Origin of the sequence: Novosphingobium album (ex Liu et al. 2023), assembly GCF_029076845.1 — a bacterium.
Classification (GTDB): domain Bacteria; phylum Pseudomonadota; class Alphaproteobacteria; order Sphingomonadales; family Sphingomonadaceae; genus Novosphingobium.
This window is the reverse complement of the sequence record NZ_JARESE010000060.1, coordinates 21,685-44,615: the sequence shown is the minus strand read 5'-3', so window position 1 is coordinate 44,615 and position 22,931 is coordinate 21,685. Positions and strand designations below refer to the sequence as shown.

The window sequence follows — 22,931 nt, the reverse complement described above, 5'->3', positions numbered from 1 at the left end:
GACAACCGATCCTACCGGCCATCATAGTCGCCGCTCAACCGGCCATCGTAGTTGTCGCCGCGCAAACGGAGACACTTCATGTTCACAAATAGCGAACGCTTCGCCTTCGACACGCGGCGGCACCATGCCTTTGCGACTACCGGCAATGCCTATGACGCGTCGCAATGCGACGAGAGCATCAAAACTGGCGATACCCTGATCGTGCTGCCCGAGCGGGTGATTGCCGTCGCCATGACCTGGCCCTTCGCGGTGACCGCAGAAGCAGGAAAGCTTCACAGCGTAGCGCCGCCCCGCAAAGGCGAGACGCTGGCCGATATCGCCCGGTCACTTCATGTGACGACTGCCGACTTCGAGCACGCGGCCGAGCTGGCGCGCTGCCTCGGGTTTCCGCTCGACTCCAACCTTGTGCCGCTGCTGCCAGCCTGAACGCGCCACACCTTTGCTCGCGCAAGAGGCTGGTGAGGGGAGAGGGGTGATCGCGGTCGGACCAACCGGCTGCGAAAGGACACGGGCCATGGGCGACAGAGCCCCCGTTCACATCACTATCGGCGGCGCGCTGCGCCGCGACCTCCTCAGCGGCCTCGCTGCCTGCGCCGAGGAATATGACTTGCGCGCCGAATGGGACGGCGAGCCGTTCGACCCGGCGGCGGTAATCGAGGGCGCGCCGCTCGAGCTCTACGGCACCGAACTGAACGGCGGGCAGATCCCGGAGGTCGATGCCTTCTGCATCGAGCACGGGTTGATCTTTCGCCGCTGGTCGGGCGGCTGTCCCGGGGCGTATCTCCCCGAGATTGTCGTGTTCGACGGTACGGGACCCATGCGCGACTACACGGCGAGCGAAGACGAATATGTCCTCTTCCCGCCGTCCTGGATCAAGGGGTTCACTCGCCTGCGCGAGCTCAAGCGTGCGATGGCGAAGGCCGAGATCACCGTCCCGCCATTCGTTCTTGTCTGACGTGTCGCACCGCCCCAGGAGGCATTTTGCCATGAAATACGTCGTCGCTTTCTACGCGGTCGACCGCGCTTACGGCGGGCCGGAAGAGGGCTCATGGTGGTACGACACCGGCGAACTTGTCCGCCTCCACCGGGTCTGCCTTACCGAAGCTGCTGCATCGCGGCTCGCGGTGCGCGCCAACCGGTTGCTCGACCTGGTCCAGCGCGGCCAGCGCCGCCTTGATTCCGTGCTCTACGCCGGCGGCCGCTACCGCGCCTGCGTGTTCGAACACGCGGTTCCGCCCCGCTTCCCGCAAGCCCCACCCCGTTACGAATGAGGCTCCCATGACCGATCCCGAATTTGCAGCGTCGCCGTCTGATGAACGCGCCCGCACGCTCGCGCAGTTCCCGCTCTCGAGGGTGACAGAGGTCTTCCATGACGAAATGCTGGGCGTTCTTCCCCCGATCCACATTCGCGGCGCGGCCGGCTTCTTCGTCTCCGAAGCGGTAGCCGAGGACATCCACGCCCAGTTCGTCCACCGTGATGGCCGTTTCTATGGCGGCTATGTCGCGCTCCGCGATCCGGAGACCTGGATTACCTCGGCGCGTATCGCCGCCTACGATGTCGATAACCCTAACGCGGTGGAACTCGCCTGGTATCCCGATGGGGCAGGGGAGGCTGCTGCGTGACCCGCCACAGGCTCTTCGAACTCGGGGCAGGGCCAGCGAACGAGCCCTGCGCCCAGCTCGGCCAAACGCCCGATTTCGAGCGCGTCAACAGGCACGAGCTGCGCGCCTTTCAGGCCGCAGTGATCGCGGTAAACGGCCCGCCGCCTGCGCCCCTGGAATTCGCGGCGATCGCCAACGCTCATGATTTCGGGACCTACTGGACGCTGTGGATCGTCTCGCAGGTGGCGGTACTGCCGCCCGGCGCCCGGCGCTGGCTCGACGGGCTAGACGTGCCGTCAAGCTGGATCAGCGCGGGGTTCCCGCCGCCAGTCACTTACGCGGGTTCGTCGCTCCTATGTGTCCGCCCCTTTCCCGACGTTATCGCCGGCGCGCTCCGGATCTCGCGGCCGCGCGAGGACGGCAGCTTCTTCCCGCCCGCAAACGCGGTCCTCCACCGCAATCTTGAAGCTACCTACGGCCCCATGCTGGCCGCACGCGGGGCGGGCGTTACCCCGGCGATGCCGACGGGAGGGTAGGGGGAACGCGGCGGGCAGGCGAACAAGGAGACCTGCCATGCCCCGCTTTTACACTGGGATCGGTGCACGCCGCACCCCGCCCGAAGTGCTCGCACTGATGACGCGCGCTGCCTTCGCCCTTCTGAAGCGCGGCTACGTCCTGCGCTCCGGCCATGCGATCGGCGCCGACAGCGCGTTCGAGCGCGGGGCGGGGGAGGGCAAACAGATCTTCCTGCCCGCGCCGGGCTGGCGCGGTTCGGCGAGCCCGTTCCACCCGCAGGCCTTGCCGCCAGAGCTGTGGCAGCGTGCGCGAGCTCTTGCTGCCGCAGCGCACCCCGCTTTCGCCGGACTCGATCTCTTCGTCCAGGCCTTGCACACCCGGAACGTGTTCCAGGTCCTGGGGCCTGAGCTCGATGCGCCCGCCGACTTCGTCCTGTGCTGGACCGCCGATGGCGAAGCCTCGGGCGGGACCGGCCAGGCAATCCGCATCGCCGCTGCCCACGGCGTTCCCGTCTACAATTTCCAGCGCCCGCGCGAGCGTGCGCACGTCGAACGCCACCTCTCAATCTAAGCAATGCTCTGCCGTTCTGGGTCCCGACGCACTTGCGCCGGTCGAGGGCTGCTGACCGCTTCCCGCGAAGGAACTCCCATGTCCGCAATCCACCTCGCCCTCGATATTCCCTGCACGCGGGACGAAGCTGCCCGGCTCTTCGCCGTGCTCATCTTCCTGGCGGAGCTTGAAACCGACCCCGATGCCAAGCCGGGACCGGAACTGGACCGGGTCTTCGGTGCAAACGCGCGCGAGGCGCTGCTCGGGATAATCGGCCACCCTGTGCCGCTCGGGATCGACTGCCGCTATGATCCCGAGACCGGGCTGCTGTCGCTCACCGACGTCGAGGGCAGGCCCAACCTTGCCGCCGTACCGGTGCTCCTCCTCTGGCTTTACCCCGACAAGCTGCCGCTCGCTTACGCGGTCCACACCGCCGCGCGTCCCGAGCACAAGGTCTGGACGCTGATCGGGCTCAATCGCATCGAGATCACCGAGGACGCGGCCTCGGTCGAGACGCGCCTTGCCGCGCTACGGTCCGAACCTGACGCGGCGCGCCGGATCGACCTGCTGCCGACAAAGCCCTTGCCGAACGGCGGTTGACGCCTGGGCGCGGGCCCATTCACGCGGCAGCGCGGTCCGACGGGATGCCGCCGGTTCGGCGCCGGGACCCACGCGGTGGCAGCGGCTCGCCTTCCTTCCACACCATGTGCGTGACGCCCTCGCAGGCGAGCAGCGCCTCAAGCGGTTCGCTGGCCTCAGTATCGCCATCATGGATATGGATCGCGGTTGCATCCTCGCCGGTGTCCTTGAGCACCAAGCTGGCGATCGGCGCGCTGGCATCGAGGTTGACCCGCATGCCCTTCACGAACCGACGCTTTTCGGCGACCGCCTTGGTGAGGAGGTACTGCTCGTCGCTGCTCTCGTAGGGCAGCCATTCGCCGGTCGCCGGCATCAGCGCCACCTCGATCAGGTCGAACGTCCCTTGCCTGCGCCGCGCGAACGAGCCGGCAACGACGAGGTGGCCCTGGTTTCCTTGCGCCTGCCACAGCGCCAGTTCGCCCGCGAACCGCTTGTGGAAGCGGCGCGCCATGTCCGGGTCCATGACGAACGGCATGTCGCCGACGTGGCGCAGCACGATGCGCTCCGCGCCGTGCGCCGGGGCGATTTCCTTGATCTCTCCCACCACCACCATCAACTCGTCACGCGAACGGTAGACGCGCTCAAGCGCCGCCCGGCGGCGCGCGCGCAGGTCCTCCTTGTCCTCGAGCCGGAACGTCTCGGGCACGAACAGGACATGGGACAGGGCTTCCTGCTTGGCCTTGCAGCTGGCCGCGGCTTCGAGCAGCGCGCGGCGCACCACGAACCAGTTGCGCTTGCCCGCCATCTTGGGATGCCAGTGCGTCAGTTCGGCCCGGTCCCACAGGACATGGAGCAGCCCCCGCATCGACAGCTTCTGGCCTGTGGACTTGACCGTTGGTTTGTCGTTGGTGAGCGCCGCTGGCGCGAGCCGCGCCGCACTGCGTGACAGCGGAAAGGCGAGCTTGAGCGTTGTTTCGCCGGAATCCTCGTCGTCGATCACGGCATTTCCGCGGACCTGGGCCATGCCAGTCAGGAAGTCCGGGGCCTCGTAATGGTCGCAGGCGGTCGCATGACGTGCGCCTGAACCCGGCCAGCGCGCCAGCACGTAGCGATCATGGCGGTGGCTTATATAGAGCGGCAGCTCTTCGTGCCTGCGGCATTCGCAGAGCACCCGCTCCTTGCGCGCATAGGCTGCGCCGAGCGCAGCCTGCAGGTCATCCTGGCCGCCGGTGACGACCTTCCCGAGCACACGGTATCGCTGGATCATTGGGGATCTCCAATTTCTCGCGATCGACGCTGCCCGTTCGACCTCTCGCGCATTCTCCTTTGGTTTGTCTGACGCGGCCCGCATGGCGCGCACTGGGCCAAGTCTATCCTTGCCCGTGGCCCCCGGCAAGGCCGGCGGCGTATAGCGCAGCTTGTGGTCAGATAAGCTGGATCAGTCCGTTTCGCCCGCCTCGTGCGCGAGGCTTTCGGCAATTCCCTCGGCAAGCCCGAGGCACAGTGCGGCTTCTTCGCGGCTCAGCACGATTTCGCTCGCCGCCTGGTCGGCAAGCTTGCCTGCGAGCAGCGTCGCCATGGCCTCAGCAACCATGCGCGCGCTCGGCATCTGGATCTCCTGATCCATTCGCGATTCTCCCTTGCCAGTCGCATGGAAACACTGCCCCTGCGGGCGGTTCCAGGACGGCCCCCCCATAGCCTTTCTAGAGCCGCTGGTCGAGCATTGCCGCAATCCACTGACGCGGTGGGCCCGCCATGCGGGCGACAATCGCACATCGGTATTGGGCTAAAGGTGGATGGGGTGTTGGGAGGCAAAGGGCAGGGGAGAGGGCGGGGGCACCCCTACGCCCGCGCCCCGCGCGGGGCTTGGGGCGACCCGCTCTACTCGCTAGGGCGCGCGGTCGGCGCTCTCGCGCCGCCGCCCGCCCAACCTCGCCGGCGAGAATGCCGGCCCTTCGGGTGACGATCGGGGCCAGTCGGGAAGAGGGGAGGGCTTGGTTCGACAGTGCGGCCGCGCTAGGGATTGCCGATGCCCATCGTTCTCGCCGCTGCCGCCCTATGTCTTTCGCCAAGCGTTCATGATGGCGACACCATCCGCTGCGGCCGCGAGCGGGTCCGCATCGCCAATATCGATGCACCTGAACTGCCGGACAGTCCCAAGTGTCAGGACCGTCGCCGGTCCTACGCCTGGTGCGACTTCACTGCCGGGGAAGCATCGCGCGCCGCGCTCGTGCGGTTCGTCTCGCGTGGGCGGGTCATGATCACGCGGCTTGGCACCGACGCCTATGGGCGGACGCTTGCCACCATCTCGGTGAACGGCGTGGACGCCGGCGACTACCTGATCACGCAGGGCCTCGCCAAACCCTGGCGCTGACGCGCCCATTCGCACGCGGTGGCACCCTGAAATTTCCGGATCAGCCCGCTCTTCGTGCAGGTGCTGACGCACAAGGCCGTTGCGGTAAGCGCAGAGAAATCGAGGTTTCTCGCGCGATCTCGTTCTGACTTGCCCGGACATGCGCAGGCGGGAGTACCGCTGCGAGGGGAGGGTGCGCATGGACACCAGCGTGGTGCCGGGGTGCCCTGACGGGATGCAACCAAGGCAGACGGGTAGGAACGCCTGGGAACCTGCGGCCTGAACTGACGAAACCGCCCTTCGTTTGCCGATGAACCCTGCAGCGCCAGTCTCTGGCCGCAACCCAAAAGCAGCGGACCGTGAAGCCCTGCGGGCTTGCCGCACCACTCCTCGCTTTTGAGTTCCCCTCACGCAAGCGTTCGGTGCGGGCCCGTGCCTTTGGCCCTGCCTGTGGTGTTCATCGGCGGGCGGTTCCGCCGAATTCAAGCCACGGAGAAACCCCATGAAGAACCTCGTCATCCTGATCGGTCGCATCGCTAGCCAACCCGAAACCCGTCACGCCGGTGAAACCGCGATTACCTCCTTCACTCTTGTCACCGACCGCCCCAAGCTGGTCGATGGCAAGACGGTCAAGAACGAGGCCGGCTACACCGAGACCCTCGCTGAGTTCCACCGCGTCACCGCTTTCAACGGCCTCGGCACTTCGGTCGCCAAGCACAAGAAGAAGGGCGACATGGTCGAGGTCCAGGGCCGCCTCCACTACTCGAAGTGGACGGACCGCGAGGGCGTCGAACGCTACGCGGTCGAGATCGTCGCCGAGGAAGTCCTCTTCCTCTGACCGGAGCCCGGGAGGCGGCAGCGCCGCCTCCCAACGGGGGGTGAGGCCAATCCCTGCCGGATCGTTGCACCCCCGATTTCTCACAAAGACAGGAATTCCCCATGACGATCACTGCCGAAACGCCGGTGTGGGATACGCCGAGCGGCATGGGCGGCACCTTCAACCGCTACCATCCCTGGCGCGAATGGGACGGCTACACGTTCCGTGTCGCCCGCACCGAACTCGCTCATCCGCGCCGGTTTGCCGATCCGACCCCGCGCTACCGGCCGCCGGGGTGAAGGTGGATGCCGCGTTGCACAAAATTCAACTGCCGGACCTTATTTCGCACTTGCAGCATTTAAGGCGTCACCCCATATCAGGAGTGCCTTTCAGGCATCCTCTCCCAAAACTTTCCAAGGGGCCGCCGCAAGCTGGCCCCATTTTTTTGCGCATGTCGATCTGGAGCGCAAGCCAACGGCACTGGCATTTGGCGACCGCGGCCCATAGGGTCCGCCATCGCCAATTGGAGAAAGACCGCACGCAATGGCCGATGAAATGCTCCTGGATCACGTCGCTGATATTGTTTCGGCCCACGTCAGCAACAATTCGGTCGCGGCGGGTGATTTGCCGGGCCTGATCCAGTCGGTCTACGCATCGCTGGCTTCGCTTGGTCAGGTGCCCGAGCCGACCGAGCAAGTGCGCATACCCGCTGTCTCGGTCCGCGCATCGGTCAAACCCGATGCGGTGACCTGCCTCGATTGCGGCGCGAAGTTCAAGATGCTCAAGCGCCACCTCAGCACCGATCATGGCATGACGCCGGCCGATTACCGCGCGCGCTGGAACCTGCTTGCAGACTATCCGATGGTCGCGCCCGACTATGCCGCCAAGCGCAAGGAACTCGCCGTCCGGATCGGACTTGGTCGCAAGCCCGGACAAAGTCCGAAGTCAGAGGCTAAGCCGGTCGCGGCCGCCAAACCGCGCAATAAGCTCGGGGTCGCCTTCGGCTAAGCCTGATGCGCCGATGGACCGACGTCGGATATCAGCTTCATTCCCTGGCTCCTTTTCTGTCGACTTATCGATGCATGTCTTGCCGTCTGTGACACTCTGCCCCGAGGGCAAAGTGTCATCATCGACATCAGCCTTTGCAGGAGCGCGGGTGATACCCGCCCGTATTGAATGCTCTGCCGATCGAATTGGCTGACGATGCAGGTCCCGAATGTTCCGATGCGGTGCCAGGCAAAGTGTCACGGGCGACAAACGACATGGCCTGAACGAAAGGGGATTCACAGGATTCACCTTTTGTGCTCAATACTGATCCATGGAGCAACAGACACCGATCACTGGCGTTGGCGGCATTTACGCGGTGCTGGCCGAGGTTTCGAGCCGGCCGCGCTACGCTTTCCTGGTTCTCCAACTCGTATCCGAAGCCGCCGACGGGCGAGGGCAGTCCGGTCCCTTCGTTGCCCGAGATGGAAAGCCCGCACTCCTGCGCGATTGGCTCTGCACCCAGCTGCTTCCTTTGAGCGAACAGCAGGGCCGCCGCGCGGCGCTGCGCGCCCGCGTTGCAGCCTCGCTCAGGCATGAACTCTCCGGCGATGAGGCCCGCGATGCCGCTCAGATTGACCAGGCAGTCGAGGAGCAGGTCCTGGCCGTGGGCCGCGCCAATGTCAGCCGCGCGATCTCGGATCTGGCGCGTGCGGGTCTGGTCACACGGCACTACGCTGGCTACGCCACCAACCACCGCAATCGCGGCGGCGGGCGCCATGCGGTCTACGTGGTGAACCCGGCGGTCCTGAAACTGCTGCGTCGGCCTGCGCTAATGATCGGCGCGGTTCGAGCGTCCGGTACGGGTCAGGGCGAACTGTTCGCAGCCTGACGTCCAGCTTGACAATTTTCGGAGAACGCCGCATATAATGACCTAAATATTGGCATATGGTGAGGCAAATGGCGAGCGCGGCATTTTTGAGCGAAGTCTCCGGCGACAAGGGCGTCTCAGTCGACAGGCTGTCGGCGGCGCTTCATATCACCAAGTCTGAACTGGCGCTCGCCGCGGGACTGTCACGCGATGCCGTCTCGAAGGCCGCCCGCAGCAACAGCATCGCCACCCAGTCGCGGCTGCGTGAAATGAGCGAAATCATCAACCGGGTCATTCCCTGGGCGGGTAGTGAACTTGCCGCCTATGCCTGGTACCGATCGCAGCCGCTGCCGTCCTTCGGCGATGCCACGGCGGAAGAGCTTGTCCGTCAGGGACAGGGCGAGAAGGTTCGCACCTATCTTGGCCGGATTGCCGCCGGCGGCTTTGCCTGATCTTTGGGCCTGATCTTTGAGCCAGATTTCGAAATCGGCTCTGCCGTTCACCCGGTTCGACGGCCTGGTCTATCGGGCGCATCATCCGGCGTGGGCTTATGATCCGGAATCGGGCGAAGGCGCGAAGCTTCACGGCGGCCGCTTCAACCGCGTCGGCACGGCGTGCTTCTATGCGGCGCTCAGCCTCGAAACCGCCTGGCTCGAGGCTCAGCAAGGGTTCGCCTTCAAGGCGCAGCCCCTGACGATCTGCAGCTACCGCGCCGATCTTTTGGAAATTCTCGACCTGACCAGCCCTGACGTGCGGGATGCAGCGCAGGTCACCTTGGCGCAGCTCAGCTGCGCCTGGGAGCGTCTTGCCGGAGACCGCAAGTCCGTTCCGACCTGGGAACTGGCCGATCGGCTCATTGCCGCCGGCTGCGCCGGCGTGATCGTGCCAAGCTTCGCTTCACGAGCTACGGTCGATGACCGCAATCTGGTGCTGTGGTCCTGGAGCCGCGAGGCCCCGCATCGTCTTGAAGTGATCGACGACGAGCAGCGATTGCCGCGCGACCAGTCATCGTGGCCTGACAATGCGTGATTCATCTAAACCATTGATTTAACATAAGAAATCTTATCAATCTTGGATTTTTGCGCCGGGTGGATTCTATCTTGAAGTGCGAATTCCGAGGATTTTCGGGGCACAGGCCCCATTCTCGGAGGAACGCCCATGTCGCACTGCTACCGTCAGCTCCGCTTGCCCGAGCGCGAAGCGCTCTTTCGGATGAAGGCCGCCAAGCTGCCGGTCCGAAAGATAGCTGCCGAGCTCGGCCGGCATCCTTCGACGATCTATCGCGAGCTGCGGCGGAACTATTTCTTTGATGAGGACGCCTATTTTCGCGGTTACTTCCCGAGCGTTGCGCACAAGCTGGCGCGCGACCGGCGAGTCCCTGGGCGCAAGCTCGAGCGCAACCCGGAGCTGGCGCACTACGTGATTGATCGTCTGCGGAGCTGCTGGTCGCCCGAGCAGATCGCCGGTCGATTGCGCTTGGCCGGTCATAGCGGCTTCCGGGTGAGCCACGAGACGATCTACCGCTATGTCTACGGCGCCGCAGGCAAGCAGCAGGACCTCTACCGGCTACTGCCATGGTCTCGCCGGCGCCGGCGTCCCCGCGGCGGCCGGAAACCCCGCGGGCTGAAAATTCCGCTGACCAACAGCATCGGACAGCGTCCTACGGCAATCGCCCGCCGCGACGATTTTGGCCACTGGGAGGGTGATCTCGTGGCCTTCCGGCAGGTCTACGGCAAATCCAACCTCACATCGCTGGTTGAGCGAAAAAGCCGGTTTGCCGTACTCTGGCGCAATCCGAGCCGAACTTCAGCCGGCGTCATGGCTGGGATCTGCGGGCAACTCGGCCCCCTTCCCTCCGCCTTGCGCCAGTCGGTCACGTTCGATCGGGGAACCGAGTTTGCCGCCTTCCCGACGCTTCGATCCGAACTGGGGATGAGCAGCTACTTCTGCGAGCCGAAATCGCCTTGGCAGAAGGGCGCCGTCGAGAACCTTAACGGCCGACTTCGCCGGTTCCTGCCCTCCGACACGGACATCGCAGCGATGGACCCTGCTGTCATCGCGGCGATCTGCGCCCAGCTCAACAGCACCCCGCGCAAATGCCTCGGTTACCAGACTCCGCTGGAGGTCTTGTCCGCGGAGATATCTCGCCACTCAGAATGATATTGAAGCACCGAGGGTGGGGCTCGCCCCACCCTCGGTGCAATGCTAGACCATCGAACGGAAGTCGCGCTTCAAATGGAACTCACAGCCAAATAGAGATGTCATCGCCCGCCTTGGGCGGACTAATTATCCCACAAATCGCGCTGATTGCCCGAATGTGGGATAAGCCTGAGGCTGGCGTTTCCGAGGCTTGATCAAACCGCTGCGGTATCGTTTGCTTGGTCCAGCAGGTCCATGAACGTGCGCGCCGCATCGCGGTCGCGCTCGTCCTTGAAGGCGACGTCGAGGTCCGGCGCCGAACCCAGCATGTAGAGCAGCGACCACATCGCAAACCTGCGGCCCTTGTCGGCTTCAAGGCCAAACTCGACCTGCATCCGTTCGATACCGCTGGCCATCACTGCGGGCGAAACCGCACCGAGATCATCGGTCCCGAAGAAGCGCCGCATCTGGTCGTCGAATTCCATCCGAGGCATCTCCTGATTTCTCTTATCGCCTTGCCGGTGCCCTTGCGGGCTAGCCGGCCGCATTGATCCGCCCTTCGATATCCGCGAGACTGGACACCAGTTCTTCGAAGGCCGGCGGCTCCTCCATGAACATTTCCGCCATGGCGGCGTAGTCCGCCGCCAGTTCCTCGCGCATTGCTTCGGTGACCGAGAGCCGCAGTGTTCCGAGCTGCGCCGTTCCATAGGAGGCCTTGGCATCAGCGAAGAGCAGGCTCTTGTTCCTGACGACCTGCTCCAGCAGCACACGCTCGGTCAGCGCCCGTTCCGTGACGCCGGCGGCATCGAGCATGAACACATCGTAGAAGTGCCGCGACAGACCTGGCCGCAATTTGCCGCTGTAGTGCAGCGCATGCAGGATCGTCGCCTTCTCCCAGTAGGTCCTTTCGAGCGCAAGCGTTGGCACGGCAGTCACCGCATCGGGCACTTCGCCCGGAAAGTCCTCGGCGACGTAGGGCAGGATGTCCCGCTGCTCGAATGGCTCGGGATCGCCCCTTGCCCCAAACTCGAGCTTGATCCGCGGCTGCACGTAGCCGGTACGCCCGCCATAAGTGTTACCATAGTCGAGGCCGTAGCCCGAGGATGCCGGATAGTTGAACAGGACGGTCTGCCGATCCTTGTCATCGGGATCGGCCTCGATGCTCCAACCATCACGGGTGCCCAGGGCTTCCTCGATCGCTTGCGCGAGCGTCGGCAGGAGGATCGTCCCCACCCAGTCTTGCGCGGCAGCGCCGAGCGCCTTGCCGCGCCGTTCGCGCTCCTTGCCGCTGATGTCGCTCGCCATCGGCGAGGCAACCTCGCCGAGCAGCGGCGCTGCGCGATTGATGGTGAGATCGATGTCCTCTGAAAACCGTTTGATGATCCCGAATGCTTTCGAGAGCGAGGTCCCGCCCTTGAAGGTCAGGACCTTGGCCAGCTCGGGTACGCCCATCAGCCGGCGCAGGGTCCAGCACACCCAGAAGTCCTTCTCGACGATGAGCGGCGTGAGATCGCGGCGTGCGGCTGCTTCGGCAAAGAACGCCCGCCGCTCTTCGGCAGGCCGCCGGGCAAATTCATCCATGGTGCGCCGCCCCGATCTTCAGCACGACATCGCCCATCCAACCCGGCATCTGCGCGCGGCCCTTGAGCAGTGCCTGCACGTCCTTGTCATCGAGCCGCGCGGCAAGCTGCGAAATCGCATCAGCATCGACGTTGGCGCGTCCCAGTCCAGCCAGGTACTGGACCACGCCGTTGGCAGCCTCCGAGGCATTGCCCAGCACTGGTGCGCGGCTGTGCTTCAGCGTGACGCTTCGGCCAGCGGCCTGGCGCACGCGGGTTCGTCCTGTCGTCGCATAGCTCGTCCTGGCAGGTACTTGCGTCGACAGGCCAAGCCTGTTCGCCGCTGCCGCTGCCGAGGGCGCGAGCCGGTCGCCGCTTTGCGCTGATACGGCCTGCGCGATCATCTCGGCATCGGGTGTCAGCGCGCCCAGCTTGTCGTGCAACTGAGGATAGTCGTAGAGGCCGCGCCCGATCCGGCGAATCTCCCCAGCCTGCGCTAGGCGCGACAGTGCCATGTCGACCGAGCCGCGTGTGCCAAAGTCGATGAAATGCTTGGGGGTGAATACCCACCCCCTCCCCTTCGCGCGAACGCGCTTCATGATCTTGTCGGCCATGGCGGACATGATTCGAGTGCTCCTTTCGTTAGAAACTAGCACACATATTTCTAACAAACCATATCCCCGTGAAAGGGTTTTTGATGACCATCATGATCATCGCCATCGCTTGCCTGCTGATCATCAACGTTGGCGCTTCTGGCATTGGTGATGCCGATGATCGGCAGGGTGCCAGACATCGCCGGTCAGAAGTGAAGGAGCGGCCCCGTCAAGATTGCCGCACTCGGTCCCGCGCGCCTTGCTGGCACGCTCCTGCGGGTGCGGGGTTTCCTGCATTGGGCCGCCGGCACTCTTGCCTTCGCCTCCGTCGCCGTCCCGCGCCCGTGCGATGCACCGGGCCACGGGCCGACTGACTGTCTCCGACAAGGGGTCCGTCATTTGTTGCTGGCTCCGCCGACCACGGCGCAGCCAGCGCGCCCCGCGACGACCCACCAACATTCTTCGGCCACGGCAATCAAGCGGGGCGCAAAGGACATGGCGTTTTGCGGTTAACCCCGAACGCCCTGAAGGGGTTCGGGGGCAAAACCTAATCTCTCTCTCATCTCGGTGGCTGAGCGAAATCAGCATCGCCATAGCATGACGCCTGGGAGATTGGCGGCCGTCAAGGATCGCGGGTGCCCCCCGATTTTGGCCTGCTGCGGCTACCGCCTTGCGAGCAAAAATCGGCTCCCCCCACGCCCGCTGCTCGCAGCGGCAGCGCGTGCGCGCCGCCGTCCCTGACTGCCTGACTCCGGCGTCCCTCCGATGGGCATCTTTCATCAGCGTGATGAGAGACAATTCCTTTTGGAGGTTATCATGACGGACCGTTTCTCGAACTTCGCCGATCTCGCCGAACACTACGCGCGGGAAATTGCCACTCCCGACTATGCTGCCGCATTCATGGAGCAGACCGAGCTTGCCAAGCTTTCGATCGAGCATGAACCGAGCGCAGCCGAAATGCCCGATCCGGATGTGGCGCAGGCGGCAATCGAGATGATGCTGGCAACGGTGTTCGACCTGTTCCGCGACACCCGGATGGAGGACATGGCAAGCGAGGTCGCCTGGGGTATTGCCAACAGCTTCCACGTGGTCGCCAAGCGTCTCGATACCCGAGAGGATTCGATGGCGAACCGGCTGCAGGAGAAGCTGCGCGAATACGATCCGAGCGAAGTCTACGCGACCGATCTGGAGGACCTCACCATGCAGGCCCGCAGCCTGGCCGAATGCCGCGACGCGATGGAATGCATGCGCGACCATGCCGCGAAGATCTACCTCGTGGAGACCGGTCGTCCCTTCTCGCCAGTGCGCGGCTCGCGGGTATCGTCCAAGACCAATGCCTCGATGATCGAGGCGCGCGATTACCTGGCCGCACAAAAGGCGCAGCGGCGGGAACAGTTTGCGCCCACGGGCCCGGTTGTGGTGTTCTCGGGCGGGCAGCAGTTCACCGACATTGCTCAGGTTGAAGACTACCTCAACGCAATCCGGACGCGCATCCCTTCGATGGTGCTGGCAACGACCGCACAGAACAAGGGTGCTGACGTGATTGCGGCGGCCTGGGCATCGAGCAAGAACGTCCCCGTCATCCTGTGCAAGCCCGATGCCTCGCGTGGTCCTTCGGCGCCCTACCAACGCAATGCGCGCATGCTCAGCTTCAAACCGGTCGAGGCGGTGGTGTGCAACGGCGGCGGCATCCAGGCGAACCTCGCCGACAGGCTGCGCGAGGCGCGCGTGCCGATGCACATCGTGCGCGAGGCAGGTGCCCAGAACGAGGCTCCCCCATCCCGGTCAAAGGCCCCGGCTCAGGCAGAACGCGGCGGGGCAAAGCGCACGGTCAATGGCGACGATCTCCCGCCGTTCTGAGCGGGAAACAACGTGATCCGACTTTACCGAAGGGTGTCCGGTCTAACCGCCGGATGCCCTTCTTTTTTGTCGCTTGGAGCGCCCCTGGTCTGACCCGGCTCGCTCGCTGGGCCCCGGGTGACGGCCTGTCGGCCTGCCCGCTTCCCAGCCTTCGCATCGGCCGGGCGGCAGGCCAGCACTTGGATCCACCGGTGGTGCGGACCAACAGGGGTTAAAACTCTCGCAGAATTCCAAGCATGATGACCGCCATTGCCCCGCGTCAAGAAGGGTGGTTCCCCCAATTTTTCCTCCACTCCGGCTGCGCTTGCGCTCCAGAAAAATCGGCACCCCCACCCCCGCTTCGCGGCGGGCCGCGGGCGGCCCGTTCCTGACCCGGGCCAAGCTCGGTCATCTTTTCGGAGGTCTCTTCAATGATTTTGACAGGAGGCTCACATGAACGCTCTTACGACCGCACTCGACATCCCGGCTTTCGATCCCATCAGCTATGACGCCGCGGTACGCGCCGCCAACGTCAGGGCCCAGCACAGCTTCTTCGACCAGCACGTTATCGAGGACGAAGAGGGCTGCTTCGTCGCCATCGACGAGGGCGACTACAATGCGCTGCCCCAGAACCTGATCGACCGGATCGTCCATACGGTGCCAGGCATGATGGCCGATGATTTCGACGAAGCGAACATCGCCCGCGCCGCAAGTTTCATGAGCGTCGTCATGGATCCCGAATGGGACGCGGACTGCCCGTTCTGACATGCAGAAACATCGCACAGCGCCGGAGGGCTCGTCAGGGGCTCTCCGGCCCCTTTTTTGCGAGCCTGAATTAAAGCGCAGCCGGGGCATCGAGCCCCGGCTGCGCTGGTCTCTTGCGAGACCGGTTTCAGCTTTTCGCCAAGCGCTTTTCCGCTTCGTCCAGGCCGAGCTTTCCGAGTGTGGCGAAGAAGCCTTCAACCCGCTCGAACGGTGCCTTGCCGAGTGCCGATTTTCTCAGCAGTTCGGCCATGGCATTTTGCTCGCTTTCCCGCAGCTTCGCTTCGCGCGCTTCCAGCGCGTTTCGCTCCCTTGCGATCGCCTGTCGTTCCGCTTCAAGACTTCCTTTCCTGGCCATGATGATACCTCGTGGGTTGGCGCTGAAACCTCCCGGCAAAAGCATCACAACGCCAAAGCCTGTTGGCAAGTCCTCTTGTTCAAACCATCTGCAATTTGCCGTGGCCTGCGAAGCATAGATTGCCCCTGCTGCGCCTAGAGACTGGCACTGAAGGCCCGATCCTCGATCCTGAAAAAACCAGAAATCCAACGCGAACCAAGTTGCATCGGATTAAGGGGTAAAGGTGCAGACCGTACACTGCACGGCAGTAGGCGAAATTGGCAGAACTGCGCGCGTATACAGCAATCCCATCCCTGTATCACAATGTGTTATAATTGCTGAACATAATTGGGGACGACGCACTTGCGCCATTTTGCGCGTAATACATTTGAATACGGCAGGCAGCGGTTCCCGCTTCCCTTGCCAAGCCATCGGCGATGGCCTAAAACATCCAGGCGCAATCTCCACCGGGCCCTTTTCGAAGGGTTTGGTGATGACAGAAACAGTCCTGATTTCGGTCCGGCTTCCCGGACCCATTGCCGAGGCGGCCAATGCCGCTGCGGTCTCGCGCAATATCTCCCGATCGAAGCTTCTGCGAATCGCCATCGAGCGCTTCATCGATGACATTTCCGGTTCATCCGAGCAGGATCGCCGGCGTCAGTTCTCGTCCGAGTATACCTTCCTCGCGCTCGACCTCATCGTCCAGCGCGAATACCCCGAGGTGCACACCGAACTTCTGACCGAAGCCGAGCGGCGCATGGAGGCCTTCCATGGCGGGGCCTGACACCTGGTCCGACCGCGCTCGGCCGGGCAAGCTGCAGCACCATTCGGCGCGCGGGACCATGCCGCGCAATGCCGGTGATTTCACCCGCGGATCGCAGCTCATCACCCACGAATTCCTGATGTGGTTTGCCTCCGCGCGCCTGCCTTTCATGGTGTGGTTTTTCACCTTCCTCCTCGTGCTCTCGGTCGCGCTCGCGCTGCGTCTTCACGAACACGAAGTGCAGATGATTCTCATGCGGATTTACGCCGCCGGATGGGGATTCATGGAGTTCAATCCCGGCAAGGTCATCAACCTCTCCCTGCCCTCTGGCGAAGTGATCCCGGCGCCGATTTCGATGGTCGCCTCACACCCCGATGTTGCCATCGCCTGGAACCGTATGATGCGCGCGGTCTGGGGCTCGCTGTTCATCTCGCTGTTCCTAGCTGTACCGCTCGCTATCTGGTTCGTCGATTTCTCGAAGCGGCGCGGCAAGTCGATCCTCGAAGAGCGTCACCAGCGCGGCGCGATGCTGGTCGACGGCGCAGAGCTGGCAGCCGTCATCAATGCCCACAACCGGGCTGCGCTCGAACAGGAAATCGCCGAGCGGCTTCCCGCCATGAGCTTCGACGAGGTCATGGCGATGCCGCTTGCCCCGCGCAAAGCGGCCGGCATTCACCACGCCTATTCGCTCGCCGGGGTCGCCTTCCCCTGGCGTACCGAACAGTCGCACACGATGATGATCGGCTCGACCGGGACCGGCAAGACCACCCAGATGCGCGCGCTGATCGCGCAGATGCGTATGCGCCGCGATCGCGCCGTCGTCTTCGATCTCACCGGTGCCTACGTCGAGGCGTTCTACAATCCCCAGACCGACGTGATCCTCAACCCGATGGATGAGCGTTGCCCGTCCTGGTCGGTGTTCGGCGAGGCGAAGAACCATGCCGATTTTACCGGTATCGCCGCAGCCCTGCTTCCGGCCGATGGCGGCGGGGCCGAGCCGTTCTGGATGCTCGCTGCGCGCACGCTGTTTGTCGAGACCTGCATCAAGCTCATGAAGGATGGCCAGGCGACCAACCAGGCGCTCGCCAGCCGGTTGATGATGGCGGACCTCAAGGAGGTCCACAAGATGCTCGAAAACACCGTGGCCGATCCCCTGACTGCGCCCGAAGCGGCCAAAATGGCAGAGTCGATCCGGGCCGTGTTCAACACCAATGCGCAGGCGCTGCGCTTCCTGCCCGAGGGCAAGGAGCCCTTCTCGATTCAATCCTGGATCCGCAACGATGACAAGCCGGGCAGCATCCTGTTCATCACCTCCTCGCACAACGAACTCGTCCTCAACCGCGCGCTGCTCTCGCTCTGGATGAACCTGGCAGTGCACACGCTGATGCGCCTGCCGCGCACGCGCTCGTTGCGCACCTGGTTCTTCTTCGACGAGGTCCATGCGCTGCACCGCCTGCCCGCAATCGAGGACGGTTTGCAGACCGCACGGGGGTTCGGCGGCGCCTTCGTACTCGGCATCCATTCCTTCGCCAAATTGTCGGAGACCTACGGCAAGGAAGGCGCGCAGAACCTCTCTTCGCTGGCGCGCACCAAGCTCATTTTGGCCGCCGCCGATCGCGATACCGCTGAGCATTGTTCCGACTACATCGGCCACCGCGAGGTGCGCATGATGGATGAGGCCTACAGTTACGGCTATTCCAACATCCGCGATGCGGCGACAATTACCCCCCGCTCCGAAGTCCAGCCTCTGGTCCTGCCCGACGACATCATGAAGCTGCCCTCGCTGCGCGGGTTCCTGGTATTCCCCGAGGGCTTCGATGCCGCGCGGATCAAGCTCACCTACAAGGACTACCCGGCGGTCGCCGAAGGCTACATCCTGCGCGAGAATGTCGAGCCAATCGAGTTCGCGAAGCCCGCCAGCGACGACGATGCAGACGAAGAAGGTGGTGGCCGAGAGACCAAGGACGAGCTCGAGCCCAAGGTCGAAGTCGACCGCGATGGGGACCTGCCGAGGCCGCCAGCGCTTGCGCCGCAGGCGGATGCTGCTGCACCTCCTGCCGGATCCATGCCAGGCGAAAGCCCGCTCGCCGCAGGCAGTCTCGGCAACACGATGATATTCCGTCCCGGCGGTCCGCCAATTGCCGCGCAGGCGCAAACCCGCGAACCTGAAAGTTCAACCAAACCGGCGCCGAGCGCACAGGCCAAGACTGAGGCCCAACGTGTCAGCCAGACCGCGCGCGAACTTGGCGAAGCGCTCGAACCGGAGAGCAGGATTGAACGCTCCGCAGGCGGTCCAAATGGCCCCGAGGTGCCCGGTCCCGGGCTCGATGACGGCCCGGATGACGGAATGGAGATGTAGCCCATGCACTCCATTGCTGCAGTGCGGTCTTCGAGCGGCGCCGCCGACTATTTCGCGAACGACAACTACTACACGGCTGAAGAGAACGCGGAAGCGGGGGTCTGGGCTGGCGAGGGTGCGCGCGATCTGGGACTGGCGGGCCCGGTCGAGAGGGATGCGTTCGAGGCGATCTTGAACGGACATCTGCCAGATGGCGATAAGGTCGGGCAGGTCGAGGGGCGCAGGCTCGGGCTCGATCTTACCTTTTCGATGCCCAAGTCTGCCTCGATCCTGGCACTGGTCTCGGGCGACCGGCGGATTCTCGATGCGCACCTGGCCGCGGTGCGTTCGACCATGGCGCAGCTTGTCGAGAAGCAGTTCGCCGAGGCCCGCAATTACGAACGCAGCCGCAACGGCGAGCCCGAGCGGACCGGTAATCTCGTCTATGCCCTCTTTGCCCATGACACGAGCCGCGCGCTCGATCCGCAAGGTCATATCCATGCCGTGGTCGCAAACCTCACCCGCGATCTCAAGGGCAACTGGAAGGCACTGTGGAACGGTGAGATCTGGAAGAACAATACGACGATCGGCCAGTTCTACCATGCCGCCTTCCGCGCCCAGTTGCAGAAGCTCGGCTACGAGACCGAGGCCGCCGGCAAGCACGGCGCTTTCGAAATCAAGGGCGTGCCAGGCGAGGTCATCAAGGCGTTTTCGACCCGCGCCGCCGAGATCGAAGCCAAGATCGCCGAGACCGGTGCCACCACTCTGGCAACCAAGAAGCAGATCACGCTCTATACCCGCGATCCCAAGCTTGTGGTCGAAGATCGCACCGCGCTGGTCCAAGGATGGCAGGACCGCGCTGCCGAACTGGGCTTCGACGGCAAGCCGCTCGTCGCCGAGGCCATGGCGCGGTTACAGCACCAGGCCAGGCCATCGCTTCGGGAAACCGCCTCGCAGGCCTTCGCCGAGATCGCCGAGCGGATAAGTGCGGCCATGCGTCCACCGAGCGCGCTGGCTGTCAGCGGGACGGCGGCACTGTTCCTCCCCGCTGAAACCATCAAGGCCCAGCACGCGACCGCGTCCGCTATCCGGCACCTTTCCGAGCGGGAAGCGGCATTTTCACCCCATGCCATCCTGGCGAGCGCGCTCGGCTTCCAGATCAAGGGCCTCGAGGGTGAGGCCGTGGTCACGCGGATCGGTGAACTTGTCCGGGACGGCCACCTCATTCCTGGCAAGTCTGAACGCGCCGACGGTCACTACGACCTGGTGACAACGCCTGAGGCGCTGGCGCGCGAACAGCAGATATTGGACCGCCTGGATGCCGGTGCCGGCCAGGGCCGCGCTTTCATGGCGCCCGATCTCGCCATGGCCCGGCTTCAGGAGGCCGCTCGCGAACTCGGGCTCGAGCGGGCCGGCGTCGATAGCTGGCAGTTGAACGAAGGCCAACTAGCCGCCGGCGTTGCGATCCTTTCGGGCACCGACCGGTTCCTCAATATCCAGGGCGTTGCGGGCGCCGGCAAGTCGACCCTGCTTGGTGCGCTGGACAAGGTGCTTGGCGCGGAAGGCGTCAAGCTGATCGGCCTCGCCTTTCAGAACAAGATGGTTGCCGATCTGCGCGGCGGTGCTTCGGGTACCATGTCGGTCGAGCAGATGAAGGAAGCCGGGATCGAGGCCTGGACCATCGCCGGTTTCATCAACAAGCATGGCTCGGCGGCAGCCCAGGGTTCTGGCGAGCGCTTCGAGGCCTCCAGGGCAGCGCTACGCGATACCGTCATCATCACCGACGAGTCCTCGATGGTCTCCTCACGCGACATGCTGCGGCTCACCGCGATTGCCGAGCAACTTGATGTCGCCAAGGCGCCGTTCATGGGCGACCGCCAGCAATTGTCGGCGATCGAGCAAGGCAAGATGTTCGCGGTCTCGCAGGCCGCTGGCCAGGCGACCGTGCGGATGGACGAGAACATCCGTCAGAGGAATTCACCGCTCTTGCTGGCGGTCGCGGGGCTCTCGAATGAAGGCCACGCCAGCCTCGCGCTCGATCTGCTGGCAGCGCACGGCCGGGTGATCGAGGCGGGTCAGAACCACGTCGCGCGCGCAGCTGAACTCTGGCTGTCGCTGAGTCCGGAGAAGCGCGAGGCGACGGCGATTTTCACCGCCGGGCGCGACGACCGGACCCAGATCAATAGCCTCGTACAGCAAGGGCTTCTCCAGGAGGGCGCGCTGGGGGGCGAAGGCATCGCGCTCACAACGCTTCAGAGCGCCAATGTCAGCCGCGAGGAACTACGCTTTTCCTCAACCTACCGGCGCGGCCAGGTCCTCGAGGCGCGGATGGATGTGCGCGAGATTGGCCTCGCGCGCGGTGAATATGCGATTCTCGACATTCGCAAGGACGGCAAGGTCACGCTCGAGAAGGGCGGCAAACGCCTGAGTTTCGATCCCGACCGGATCGATCCAAACCACAAGTTCGACCGGCTCGGGCTCTATGACCAGAAGTCGATCCGGATTCATGATGGCGACGCAGTGTTCTGGCGTGACAAGGATGCCGTCCGCGACATTGCCAAGTCGACTTACGCGAAGGTGATCGAGGCAAAGCCTGAAGCGGTGACGGTCGAGCTTGCCGACAAACGGCAGCTTACCCTGCCCGTGGGTGACCCCATGTTGCGCCGTCTCGATCTTGGCTACGCGCTCAATGCCCACATGGCGCAGGGCATGACCAAGGCCCATGCAATCGAGGTGATTTCGTCGTCCCAGCGCAACCTTGCGACCCAGCGGACGCAAAATGTCCTCAACACCCGCGCCACTGATGACATGCACGTTGTCACCGATGATCTCGGTGCCCTCAAGTTCCAGCTCGACCGCACACCGGGCAACAAGACCTCCGCGCTTGAGGTGACGGGCAAGGTCGAAGTTGACGCCGGACAGGCCAATCCCATCGAAACCCGCCAGGTTCCCGAACTGCGCATGAGCCCGGAGCTCAGGGCCAAGCTCGATGCGGTGCTGGGTCCGGTGCCAGAGGCACCGGTGCGGCAACTCCCCGTTCCCGAAAAATCGCTGGGGCTCGATCTGTGAGGCGCCGGCCCATTCCCGCCTGCACCAAAGAGAGCGCCACCCGGCTGTTCGATGGCTGTCAGGCCGCCCTCATCTGGCTTGCGGTGCTCGCCTTCGCTGCGCCTGGGTCCGATGTTCAGGAGGTTGCGGTCTGGGCGATGGTCGCGGTCGCGCTAGCCGCTGCATTCGTCGCGCTCTGCCCGACATTACCCGACGGACTGGCCGAAATCGCCGCTTCGAACCCAGCCCCAACCAGTGCGCCCGGCCGCGCCAATCCAGAAGAGGACCTGACGGATGTCCTATGACCATCAGGAAATCGGCGACTTTGCCAACGAACGCGACGCCCAGGACTGGGCGGAACGAAACAACCTCGATGTCCGCGACCTCCACTACCGCAGTCGCGGCAGTCGGGGCGTTACTCTGAGCGTGCGCCGGTCGGCGCTCGGGGACTCTGCAACCAGCGACCTCTCATATGGCCGCCGGACCGGCTTTTTCTGAAACCAGGAGACCACCCATGAAACTGAAATTCCTGTTGTCCGCGCTTCTTGCCGCGGGTGCCCAGCCTTCGCTGGCTGCTGAGCCGGCCTCCGGCCTTGGCGAGACTGCGATTGAGCCTGCCGCCGCGGTTACTGCGGTCCGCAGGCAGGAGCTGCAGCGCGTCGCCGATGCGCTGACTGCCGAAGCCAGTGCGAAAACAGGCGTGAACACGCGAGATGCCGTCGAGACGATTAAGGCGCGGATCAAGGCAATGAAGCGGCCCTCCCCTTCTGCCGAGCAGCCAGACTGCGATGATTGTCCTGACAAGGCGGTTGCTCCCCGCCCCGATTCTGCCAGCCAGGTTCGCAACCGCGACTGCATCGACTGCGTCGAAGAAGCGATCCTGGCCTGACCAGACGGCGCGGCCCGGGTCGCCTCCCACCGGGCCGCGCCACCATTTTGGGGATTGCGCGATCAGGCAGCCTGCGCGCGCAACGACAGGTCGAGCCGGATATCGTCGTAATTCACGCGCGGAGCGAGTGCCCGGTTGGGCCGCTTCTCGAAACGCACGAGACCGTAACGCTCCATCGTCTTCAATGTGCGCGACAGATTCGACTTGGCTCGCCCGGTACGTTCGACCAGCGCCTGCAAGGACTCCGGCTTTTCCTTGGCGATCAGCGCCAGCAGTTCCCGGTTGCGGTCGGACAGCACCTTGGCGAGGCTCTCGATCGAGGTGAACCATACCTTCGGCCCCTGCGCCGACTGCTTCAACTCGCCCCGCGCGATGGCCATGGTCCGGGCTTTG

At 64.2% G+C, this 22,931-nt stretch carries 31 protein-coding genes; 23 read left to right on the top strand and 8 right to left on the bottom strand.

From position 1 onward, the window contains the following. Nucleotides 1–78 precede the first annotated feature (78 nt). The 7 genes from PYV00_RS17175 (at nucleotide 79) to PYV00_RS17145 (ending at nucleotide 3,267) form a co-directional block, all read left to right on the top strand. A complete protein-coding gene (locus tag PYV00_RS17175) occupies nucleotides 79–426 on the top strand; it encodes a hypothetical protein (RefSeq protein WP_183615227.1) in 348 nt (115 codons plus the stop codon). Between the two features lie 88 nt (nucleotides 427–514). Then, nucleotides 515–955, top strand: coding sequence for a hypothetical protein (locus PYV00_RS17170; RefSeq protein ID WP_145075512.1), 441 nt, complete (start codon nucleotides 515–517; stop codon nucleotides 953–955). Between the two features lie 31 nt (nucleotides 956–986). Further along, nucleotides 987–1,271, top strand: a complete 285-nt coding sequence (locus tag PYV00_RS17165; protein ID WP_145075509.1) for a hypothetical protein — start codon at nucleotides 987–989, stop codon at nucleotides 1,269–1,271. A gap of 7 nt (nucleotides 1,272–1,278) precedes the next feature. Continuing rightward, nucleotides 1,279–1,623: a hypothetical protein gene (locus tag PYV00_RS17160; protein ID WP_145075506.1), complete on the top strand. Its 345-nt coding sequence runs from the start codon at nucleotides 1,279–1,281 to the stop codon at nucleotides 1,621–1,623. Further along, the gene (locus PYV00_RS17155; protein ID WP_145075504.1) at nucleotides 1,620–2,138 is read left to right on the top strand and encodes a hypothetical protein; all 519 of its coding nucleotides are present in this window, start codon (nucleotides 1,620–1,622) and stop codon (nucleotides 2,136–2,138) included. The genes PYV00_RS17160 and PYV00_RS17155 overlap by 4 nt, the downstream gene beginning before the upstream one ends. 37 nt (nucleotides 2,139–2,175) lie before the next feature. Beyond that, a complete protein-coding gene (locus PYV00_RS17150; RefSeq protein WP_145075501.1) occupies nucleotides 2,176–2,688 on the top strand; it encodes a hypothetical protein in 513 nt (170 codons plus the stop codon). Between the two features lie 78 nt (nucleotides 2,689–2,766). Further along, entirely contained in the window at nucleotides 2,767–3,267 is a 501-nt protein-coding gene (locus tag PYV00_RS17145; RefSeq protein ID WP_183615228.1) for a hypothetical protein, read from the top strand. 19 nt (nucleotides 3,268–3,286) lie between these two features. Here PYV00_RS17145 and PYV00_RS17140 read toward each other — a convergent pair whose 3' ends face one another. Continuing rightward, on the bottom strand, nucleotides 3,287–4,597 hold the full coding sequence (locus tag PYV00_RS17140; RefSeq protein ID WP_275229502.1) for a DUF1173 domain-containing protein: 1,311 nt from the start codon (nucleotides 4,595–4,597) through the stop codon (nucleotides 3,287–3,289). An 87-nt stretch (nucleotides 4,598–4,684) separates the two neighbouring features. Beyond that, a complete protein-coding gene (locus PYV00_RS17135; RefSeq protein WP_145075492.1) occupies nucleotides 4,685–4,873 on the bottom strand; it encodes a hypothetical protein in 189 nt (62 codons plus the stop codon). Between the two features lie 402 nt (nucleotides 4,874–5,275). On the opposite strand from PYV00_RS17135, the gene PYV00_RS17130 reads away from it, so the two are divergent. The 8 genes from PYV00_RS17130 (at nucleotide 5,276) to PYV00_RS17095 (ending at nucleotide 10,431) form a co-directional block, all read left to right on the top strand. After that, nucleotides 5,276–5,620: a thermonuclease family protein gene (locus tag PYV00_RS17130; RefSeq protein ID WP_145075489.1), complete on the top strand. Its 345-nt coding sequence runs from the start codon at nucleotides 5,276–5,278 to the stop codon at nucleotides 5,618–5,620. A gap of 481 nt (nucleotides 5,621–6,101) precedes the next feature. Continuing rightward, on the top strand, nucleotides 6,102–6,437 hold the full coding sequence (locus PYV00_RS17125; protein WP_066213939.1) for a single-stranded DNA-binding protein: 336 nt from the start codon (nucleotides 6,102–6,104) through the stop codon (nucleotides 6,435–6,437). Between the two features lie 101 nt (nucleotides 6,438–6,538). Continuing rightward, complete coding sequence (locus PYV00_RS17120) at nucleotides 6,539–6,715, top strand: hypothetical protein (protein ID WP_158636703.1); 177 nt, start codon at nucleotides 6,539–6,541, stop codon at nucleotides 6,713–6,715. A 244-nt stretch (nucleotides 6,716–6,959) separates the two neighbouring features. Then, nucleotides 6,960–7,424, top strand: a complete 465-nt coding sequence (locus PYV00_RS17115; RefSeq protein ID WP_145075446.1) for a MucR family transcriptional regulator — start codon at nucleotides 6,960–6,962, stop codon at nucleotides 7,422–7,424. Nucleotides 7,425–7,734: 310 nt separating this feature from the next. Next, a complete protein-coding gene (locus tag PYV00_RS17110) occupies nucleotides 7,735–8,292 on the top strand; it encodes a hypothetical protein (protein ID WP_145075443.1) in 558 nt (185 codons plus the stop codon). Nucleotides 8,293–8,360: 68 nt separating this feature from the next. Next, on the top strand, nucleotides 8,361–8,723 hold the full coding sequence (locus PYV00_RS17105; RefSeq protein WP_145075440.1) for an antitoxin Xre/MbcA/ParS toxin-binding domain-containing protein: 363 nt from the start codon (nucleotides 8,361–8,363) through the stop codon (nucleotides 8,721–8,723). A gap of 16 nt (nucleotides 8,724–8,739) precedes the next feature. Continuing rightward, nucleotides 8,740–9,300 carry an RES family NAD+ phosphorylase gene (locus tag PYV00_RS17100; protein WP_221231116.1) on the top strand — a complete coding sequence of 187 codons (561 nt, stop codon included), beginning with the start codon at nucleotides 8,740–8,742 and terminating at the stop codon, nucleotides 9,298–9,300. Nucleotides 9,301–9,429: 129 nt separating this feature from the next. Then, entirely contained in the window at nucleotides 9,430–10,431 is a 1,002-nt protein-coding gene (locus PYV00_RS17095; protein WP_275229499.1) for an IS30 family transposase, read from the top strand. A gap of 194 nt (nucleotides 10,432–10,625) precedes the next feature. On the opposite strand, the gene PYV00_RS17090 is transcribed toward PYV00_RS17095, so the two are convergent. Genes PYV00_RS17090 through PYV00_RS17075 form a run of 4 tightly spaced genes read right to left on the bottom strand, consistent with a single transcriptional unit; the run spans nucleotide 10,626 to nucleotide 12,762 of the window. After that, a complete protein-coding gene (locus tag PYV00_RS17090; RefSeq protein ID WP_275229498.1) occupies nucleotides 10,626–10,895 on the bottom strand; it encodes a hypothetical protein in 270 nt (89 codons plus the stop codon). Nucleotides 10,896–10,944: 49 nt separating this feature from the next. Continuing rightward, nucleotides 10,945–11,991 carry a nucleotidyl transferase AbiEii/AbiGii toxin family protein gene (locus tag PYV00_RS17085; RefSeq protein WP_275229497.1) on the bottom strand — a complete coding sequence of 349 codons (1,047 nt, stop codon included), beginning with the start codon at nucleotides 11,989–11,991 and terminating at the stop codon, nucleotides 10,945–10,947. Then, nucleotides 11,984–12,592: a DUF6088 family protein gene (locus tag PYV00_RS17080; protein WP_275229496.1), complete on the bottom strand. Its 609-nt coding sequence runs from the start codon at nucleotides 12,590–12,592 to the stop codon at nucleotides 11,984–11,986. The genes PYV00_RS17085 and PYV00_RS17080 overlap by 8 nt, the downstream gene beginning before the upstream one ends. Nucleotides 12,593–12,633: 41 nt before the next feature. After that, nucleotides 12,634–12,762 carry a hypothetical protein gene (locus tag PYV00_RS17075; RefSeq protein ID WP_275229495.1) on the bottom strand — a complete coding sequence of 43 codons (129 nt, stop codon included), beginning with the start codon at nucleotides 12,760–12,762 and terminating at the stop codon, nucleotides 12,634–12,636. A 616-nt stretch (nucleotides 12,763–13,378) separates the two neighbouring features. On the opposite strand from PYV00_RS17075, the gene PYV00_RS17070 reads away from it, so the two are divergent. Continuing rightward, on the top strand, nucleotides 13,379–14,422 hold the full coding sequence (locus tag PYV00_RS17070) for a DUF2493 domain-containing protein (protein WP_275229501.1): 1,044 nt from the start codon (nucleotides 13,379–13,381) through the stop codon (nucleotides 14,420–14,422). Between the two features lie 432 nt (nucleotides 14,423–14,854). After that, nucleotides 14,855–15,166: a hypothetical protein gene (locus PYV00_RS17065; protein ID WP_275229494.1), complete on the top strand. Its 312-nt coding sequence runs from the start codon at nucleotides 14,855–14,857 to the stop codon at nucleotides 15,164–15,166. A 127-nt stretch (nucleotides 15,167–15,293) separates the two neighbouring features. Here PYV00_RS17065 and PYV00_RS17060 read toward each other — a convergent pair whose 3' ends face one another. Further along, nucleotides 15,294–15,566 (bottom strand): hypothetical protein, encoded by a 273-nt coding sequence (locus PYV00_RS17060; protein WP_275229493.1) that lies wholly within the window; start codon nucleotides 15,564–15,566, stop codon nucleotides 15,294–15,296. A gap of 322 nt (nucleotides 15,567–15,888) precedes the next feature. Between PYV00_RS17060 and PYV00_RS17055 the strand changes: the two genes are divergently transcribed. The 6 genes from PYV00_RS17055 to PYV00_RS17030 are packed head-to-tail and all read left to right on the top strand — an operon-like array spanning nucleotide 15,889 to nucleotide 22,538. Further along, a complete protein-coding gene (locus PYV00_RS17055; protein ID WP_275229492.1) occupies nucleotides 15,889–16,284 on the top strand; it encodes a CopG family transcriptional regulator in 396 nt (131 codons plus the stop codon). Further along, complete coding sequence (locus PYV00_RS17050) at nucleotides 16,271–18,622, top strand: type IV secretion system DNA-binding domain-containing protein (RefSeq protein ID WP_275229491.1); 2,352 nt, start codon at nucleotides 16,271–16,273, stop codon at nucleotides 18,620–18,622. Before PYV00_RS17055 ends, PYV00_RS17050 begins: the two co-directional genes overlap by 14 nt. A gap of 3 nt (nucleotides 18,623–18,625) precedes the next feature. Continuing rightward, nucleotides 18,626–21,670 carry a MobF family relaxase gene (mobF, locus tag PYV00_RS17045; RefSeq protein WP_275229490.1) on the top strand — a complete coding sequence of 1,015 codons (3,045 nt, stop codon included), beginning with the start codon at nucleotides 18,626–18,628 and terminating at the stop codon, nucleotides 21,668–21,670. After that, complete coding sequence (locus PYV00_RS17040) at nucleotides 21,667–21,954, top strand: hypothetical protein (protein ID WP_275229489.1); 288 nt, start codon at nucleotides 21,667–21,669, stop codon at nucleotides 21,952–21,954. Before mobF ends, PYV00_RS17040 begins: the two co-directional genes overlap by 4 nt. Then, complete coding sequence (locus tag PYV00_RS17035; protein WP_019054080.1) at nucleotides 21,944–22,147, top strand: hypothetical protein; 204 nt, start codon at nucleotides 21,944–21,946, stop codon at nucleotides 22,145–22,147. Before PYV00_RS17040 ends, PYV00_RS17035 begins: the two co-directional genes overlap by 11 nt. 16 nt (nucleotides 22,148–22,163) lie before the next feature. After that, complete coding sequence (locus PYV00_RS17030) at nucleotides 22,164–22,538, top strand: hypothetical protein (protein ID WP_275229488.1); 375 nt, start codon at nucleotides 22,164–22,166, stop codon at nucleotides 22,536–22,538. Nucleotides 22,539–22,600: 62 nt separating this feature from the next. On the opposite strand, the gene PYV00_RS17025 is transcribed toward PYV00_RS17030, so the two are convergent. Continuing rightward, nucleotides 22,601–22,918: a helix-turn-helix domain-containing protein gene (locus PYV00_RS17025; RefSeq protein ID WP_275229487.1), complete on the bottom strand. Its 318-nt coding sequence runs from the start codon at nucleotides 22,916–22,918 to the stop codon at nucleotides 22,601–22,603. Between the last annotated feature and the right edge of the window lie 13 nt (nucleotides 22,919–22,931).

Coding starts and splice junctions, on each gene's coding strand:
- PYV00_RS17175 (WP_183615227.1), top strand. CDS start 79: ATGTTCACAAATAGCGAACGCTTCGCCTTCGACACGCGGCGGCACCAT.
- PYV00_RS17170 (WP_145075512.1), top strand. CDS start 515: ATGGGCGACAGAGCCCCCGTTCACATCACTATCGGCGGCGCGCTGCGC.
- PYV00_RS17165 (WP_145075509.1), top strand. CDS start 987: ATGAAATACGTCGTCGCTTTCTACGCGGTCGACCGCGCTTACGGCGGG.
- PYV00_RS17160 (WP_145075506.1), top strand. CDS start 1,279: ATGACCGATCCCGAATTTGCAGCGTCGCCGTCTGATGAACGCGCCCGC.
- PYV00_RS17150 (WP_145075501.1), top strand. CDS start 2,176: ATGCCCCGCTTTTACACTGGGATCGGTGCACGCCGCACCCCGCCCGAA.
- PYV00_RS17145 (WP_183615228.1), top strand. CDS start 2,767: ATGTCCGCAATCCACCTCGCCCTCGATATTCCCTGCACGCGGGACGAA.
- PYV00_RS17140 (WP_275229502.1), bottom strand. CDS start 4,597: ATGCGGGCCGCGTCAGACAAACCAAAGGAGAATGCGCGAGAGGTCGAA.
- PYV00_RS17135 (WP_145075492.1), bottom strand. CDS start 4,873: ATGGATCAGGAGATCCAGATGCCGAGCGCGCGCATGGTTGCTGAGGCC.
- PYV00_RS17130 (WP_145075489.1), top strand. CDS start 5,276: ATGCCCATCGTTCTCGCCGCTGCCGCCCTATGTCTTTCGCCAAGCGTT.
- PYV00_RS17125 (WP_066213939.1), top strand. CDS start 6,102: ATGAAGAACCTCGTCATCCTGATCGGTCGCATCGCTAGCCAACCCGAA.
- PYV00_RS17120 (WP_158636703.1), top strand. CDS start 6,539: ATGACGATCACTGCCGAAACGCCGGTGTGGGATACGCCGAGCGGCATG.
- PYV00_RS17115 (WP_145075446.1), top strand. CDS start 6,960: ATGGCCGATGAAATGCTCCTGGATCACGTCGCTGATATTGTTTCGGCC.
- PYV00_RS17110 (WP_145075443.1), top strand. CDS start 7,735: ATGGAGCAACAGACACCGATCACTGGCGTTGGCGGCATTTACGCGGTG.
- PYV00_RS17105 (WP_145075440.1), top strand. CDS start 8,361: ATGGCGAGCGCGGCATTTTTGAGCGAAGTCTCCGGCGACAAGGGCGTC.
- PYV00_RS17095 (WP_275229499.1), top strand. CDS start 9,430: ATGTCGCACTGCTACCGTCAGCTCCGCTTGCCCGAGCGCGAAGCGCTC.
- PYV00_RS17090 (WP_275229498.1), bottom strand. CDS start 10,895: ATGGAATTCGACGACCAGATGCGGCGCTTCTTCGGGACCGATGATCTC.
- PYV00_RS17085 (WP_275229497.1), bottom strand. CDS start 11,991: ATGGATGAATTTGCCCGGCGGCCTGCCGAAGAGCGGCGGGCGTTCTTT.
- PYV00_RS17080 (WP_275229496.1), bottom strand. CDS start 12,592: ATGTCCGCCATGGCCGACAAGATCATGAAGCGCGTTCGCGCGAAGGGG.
- PYV00_RS17075 (WP_275229495.1), bottom strand. CDS start 12,762: ATGTCTGGCACCCTGCCGATCATCGGCATCACCAATGCCAGAAGCGCC.
- PYV00_RS17070 (WP_275229501.1), top strand. CDS start 13,379: ATGACGGACCGTTTCTCGAACTTCGCCGATCTCGCCGAACACTACGCG.
- PYV00_RS17065 (WP_275229494.1), top strand. CDS start 14,855: ATGAACGCTCTTACGACCGCACTCGACATCCCGGCTTTCGATCCCATC.
- PYV00_RS17060 (WP_275229493.1), bottom strand. CDS start 15,566: ATGCTTTTGCCGGGAGGTTTCAGCGCCAACCCACGAGGTATCATCATG.
- PYV00_RS17050 (WP_275229491.1), top strand. CDS start 16,271: ATGGCGGGGCCTGACACCTGGTCCGACCGCGCTCGGCCGGGCAAGCTG.
- mobF (WP_275229490.1), top strand. CDS start 18,626: ATGCACTCCATTGCTGCAGTGCGGTCTTCGAGCGGCGCCGCCGACTAT.
- PYV00_RS17035 (WP_019054080.1), top strand. CDS start 21,944: ATGTCCTATGACCATCAGGAAATCGGCGACTTTGCCAACGAACGCGAC.
- PYV00_RS17030 (WP_275229488.1), top strand. CDS start 22,164: ATGAAACTGAAATTCCTGTTGTCCGCGCTTCTTGCCGCGGGTGCCCAG.
- PYV00_RS17025 (WP_275229487.1), bottom strand. CDS start 22,918: ATGGCCATCGCGCGGGGCGAGTTGAAGCAGTCGGCGCAGGGGCCGAAG.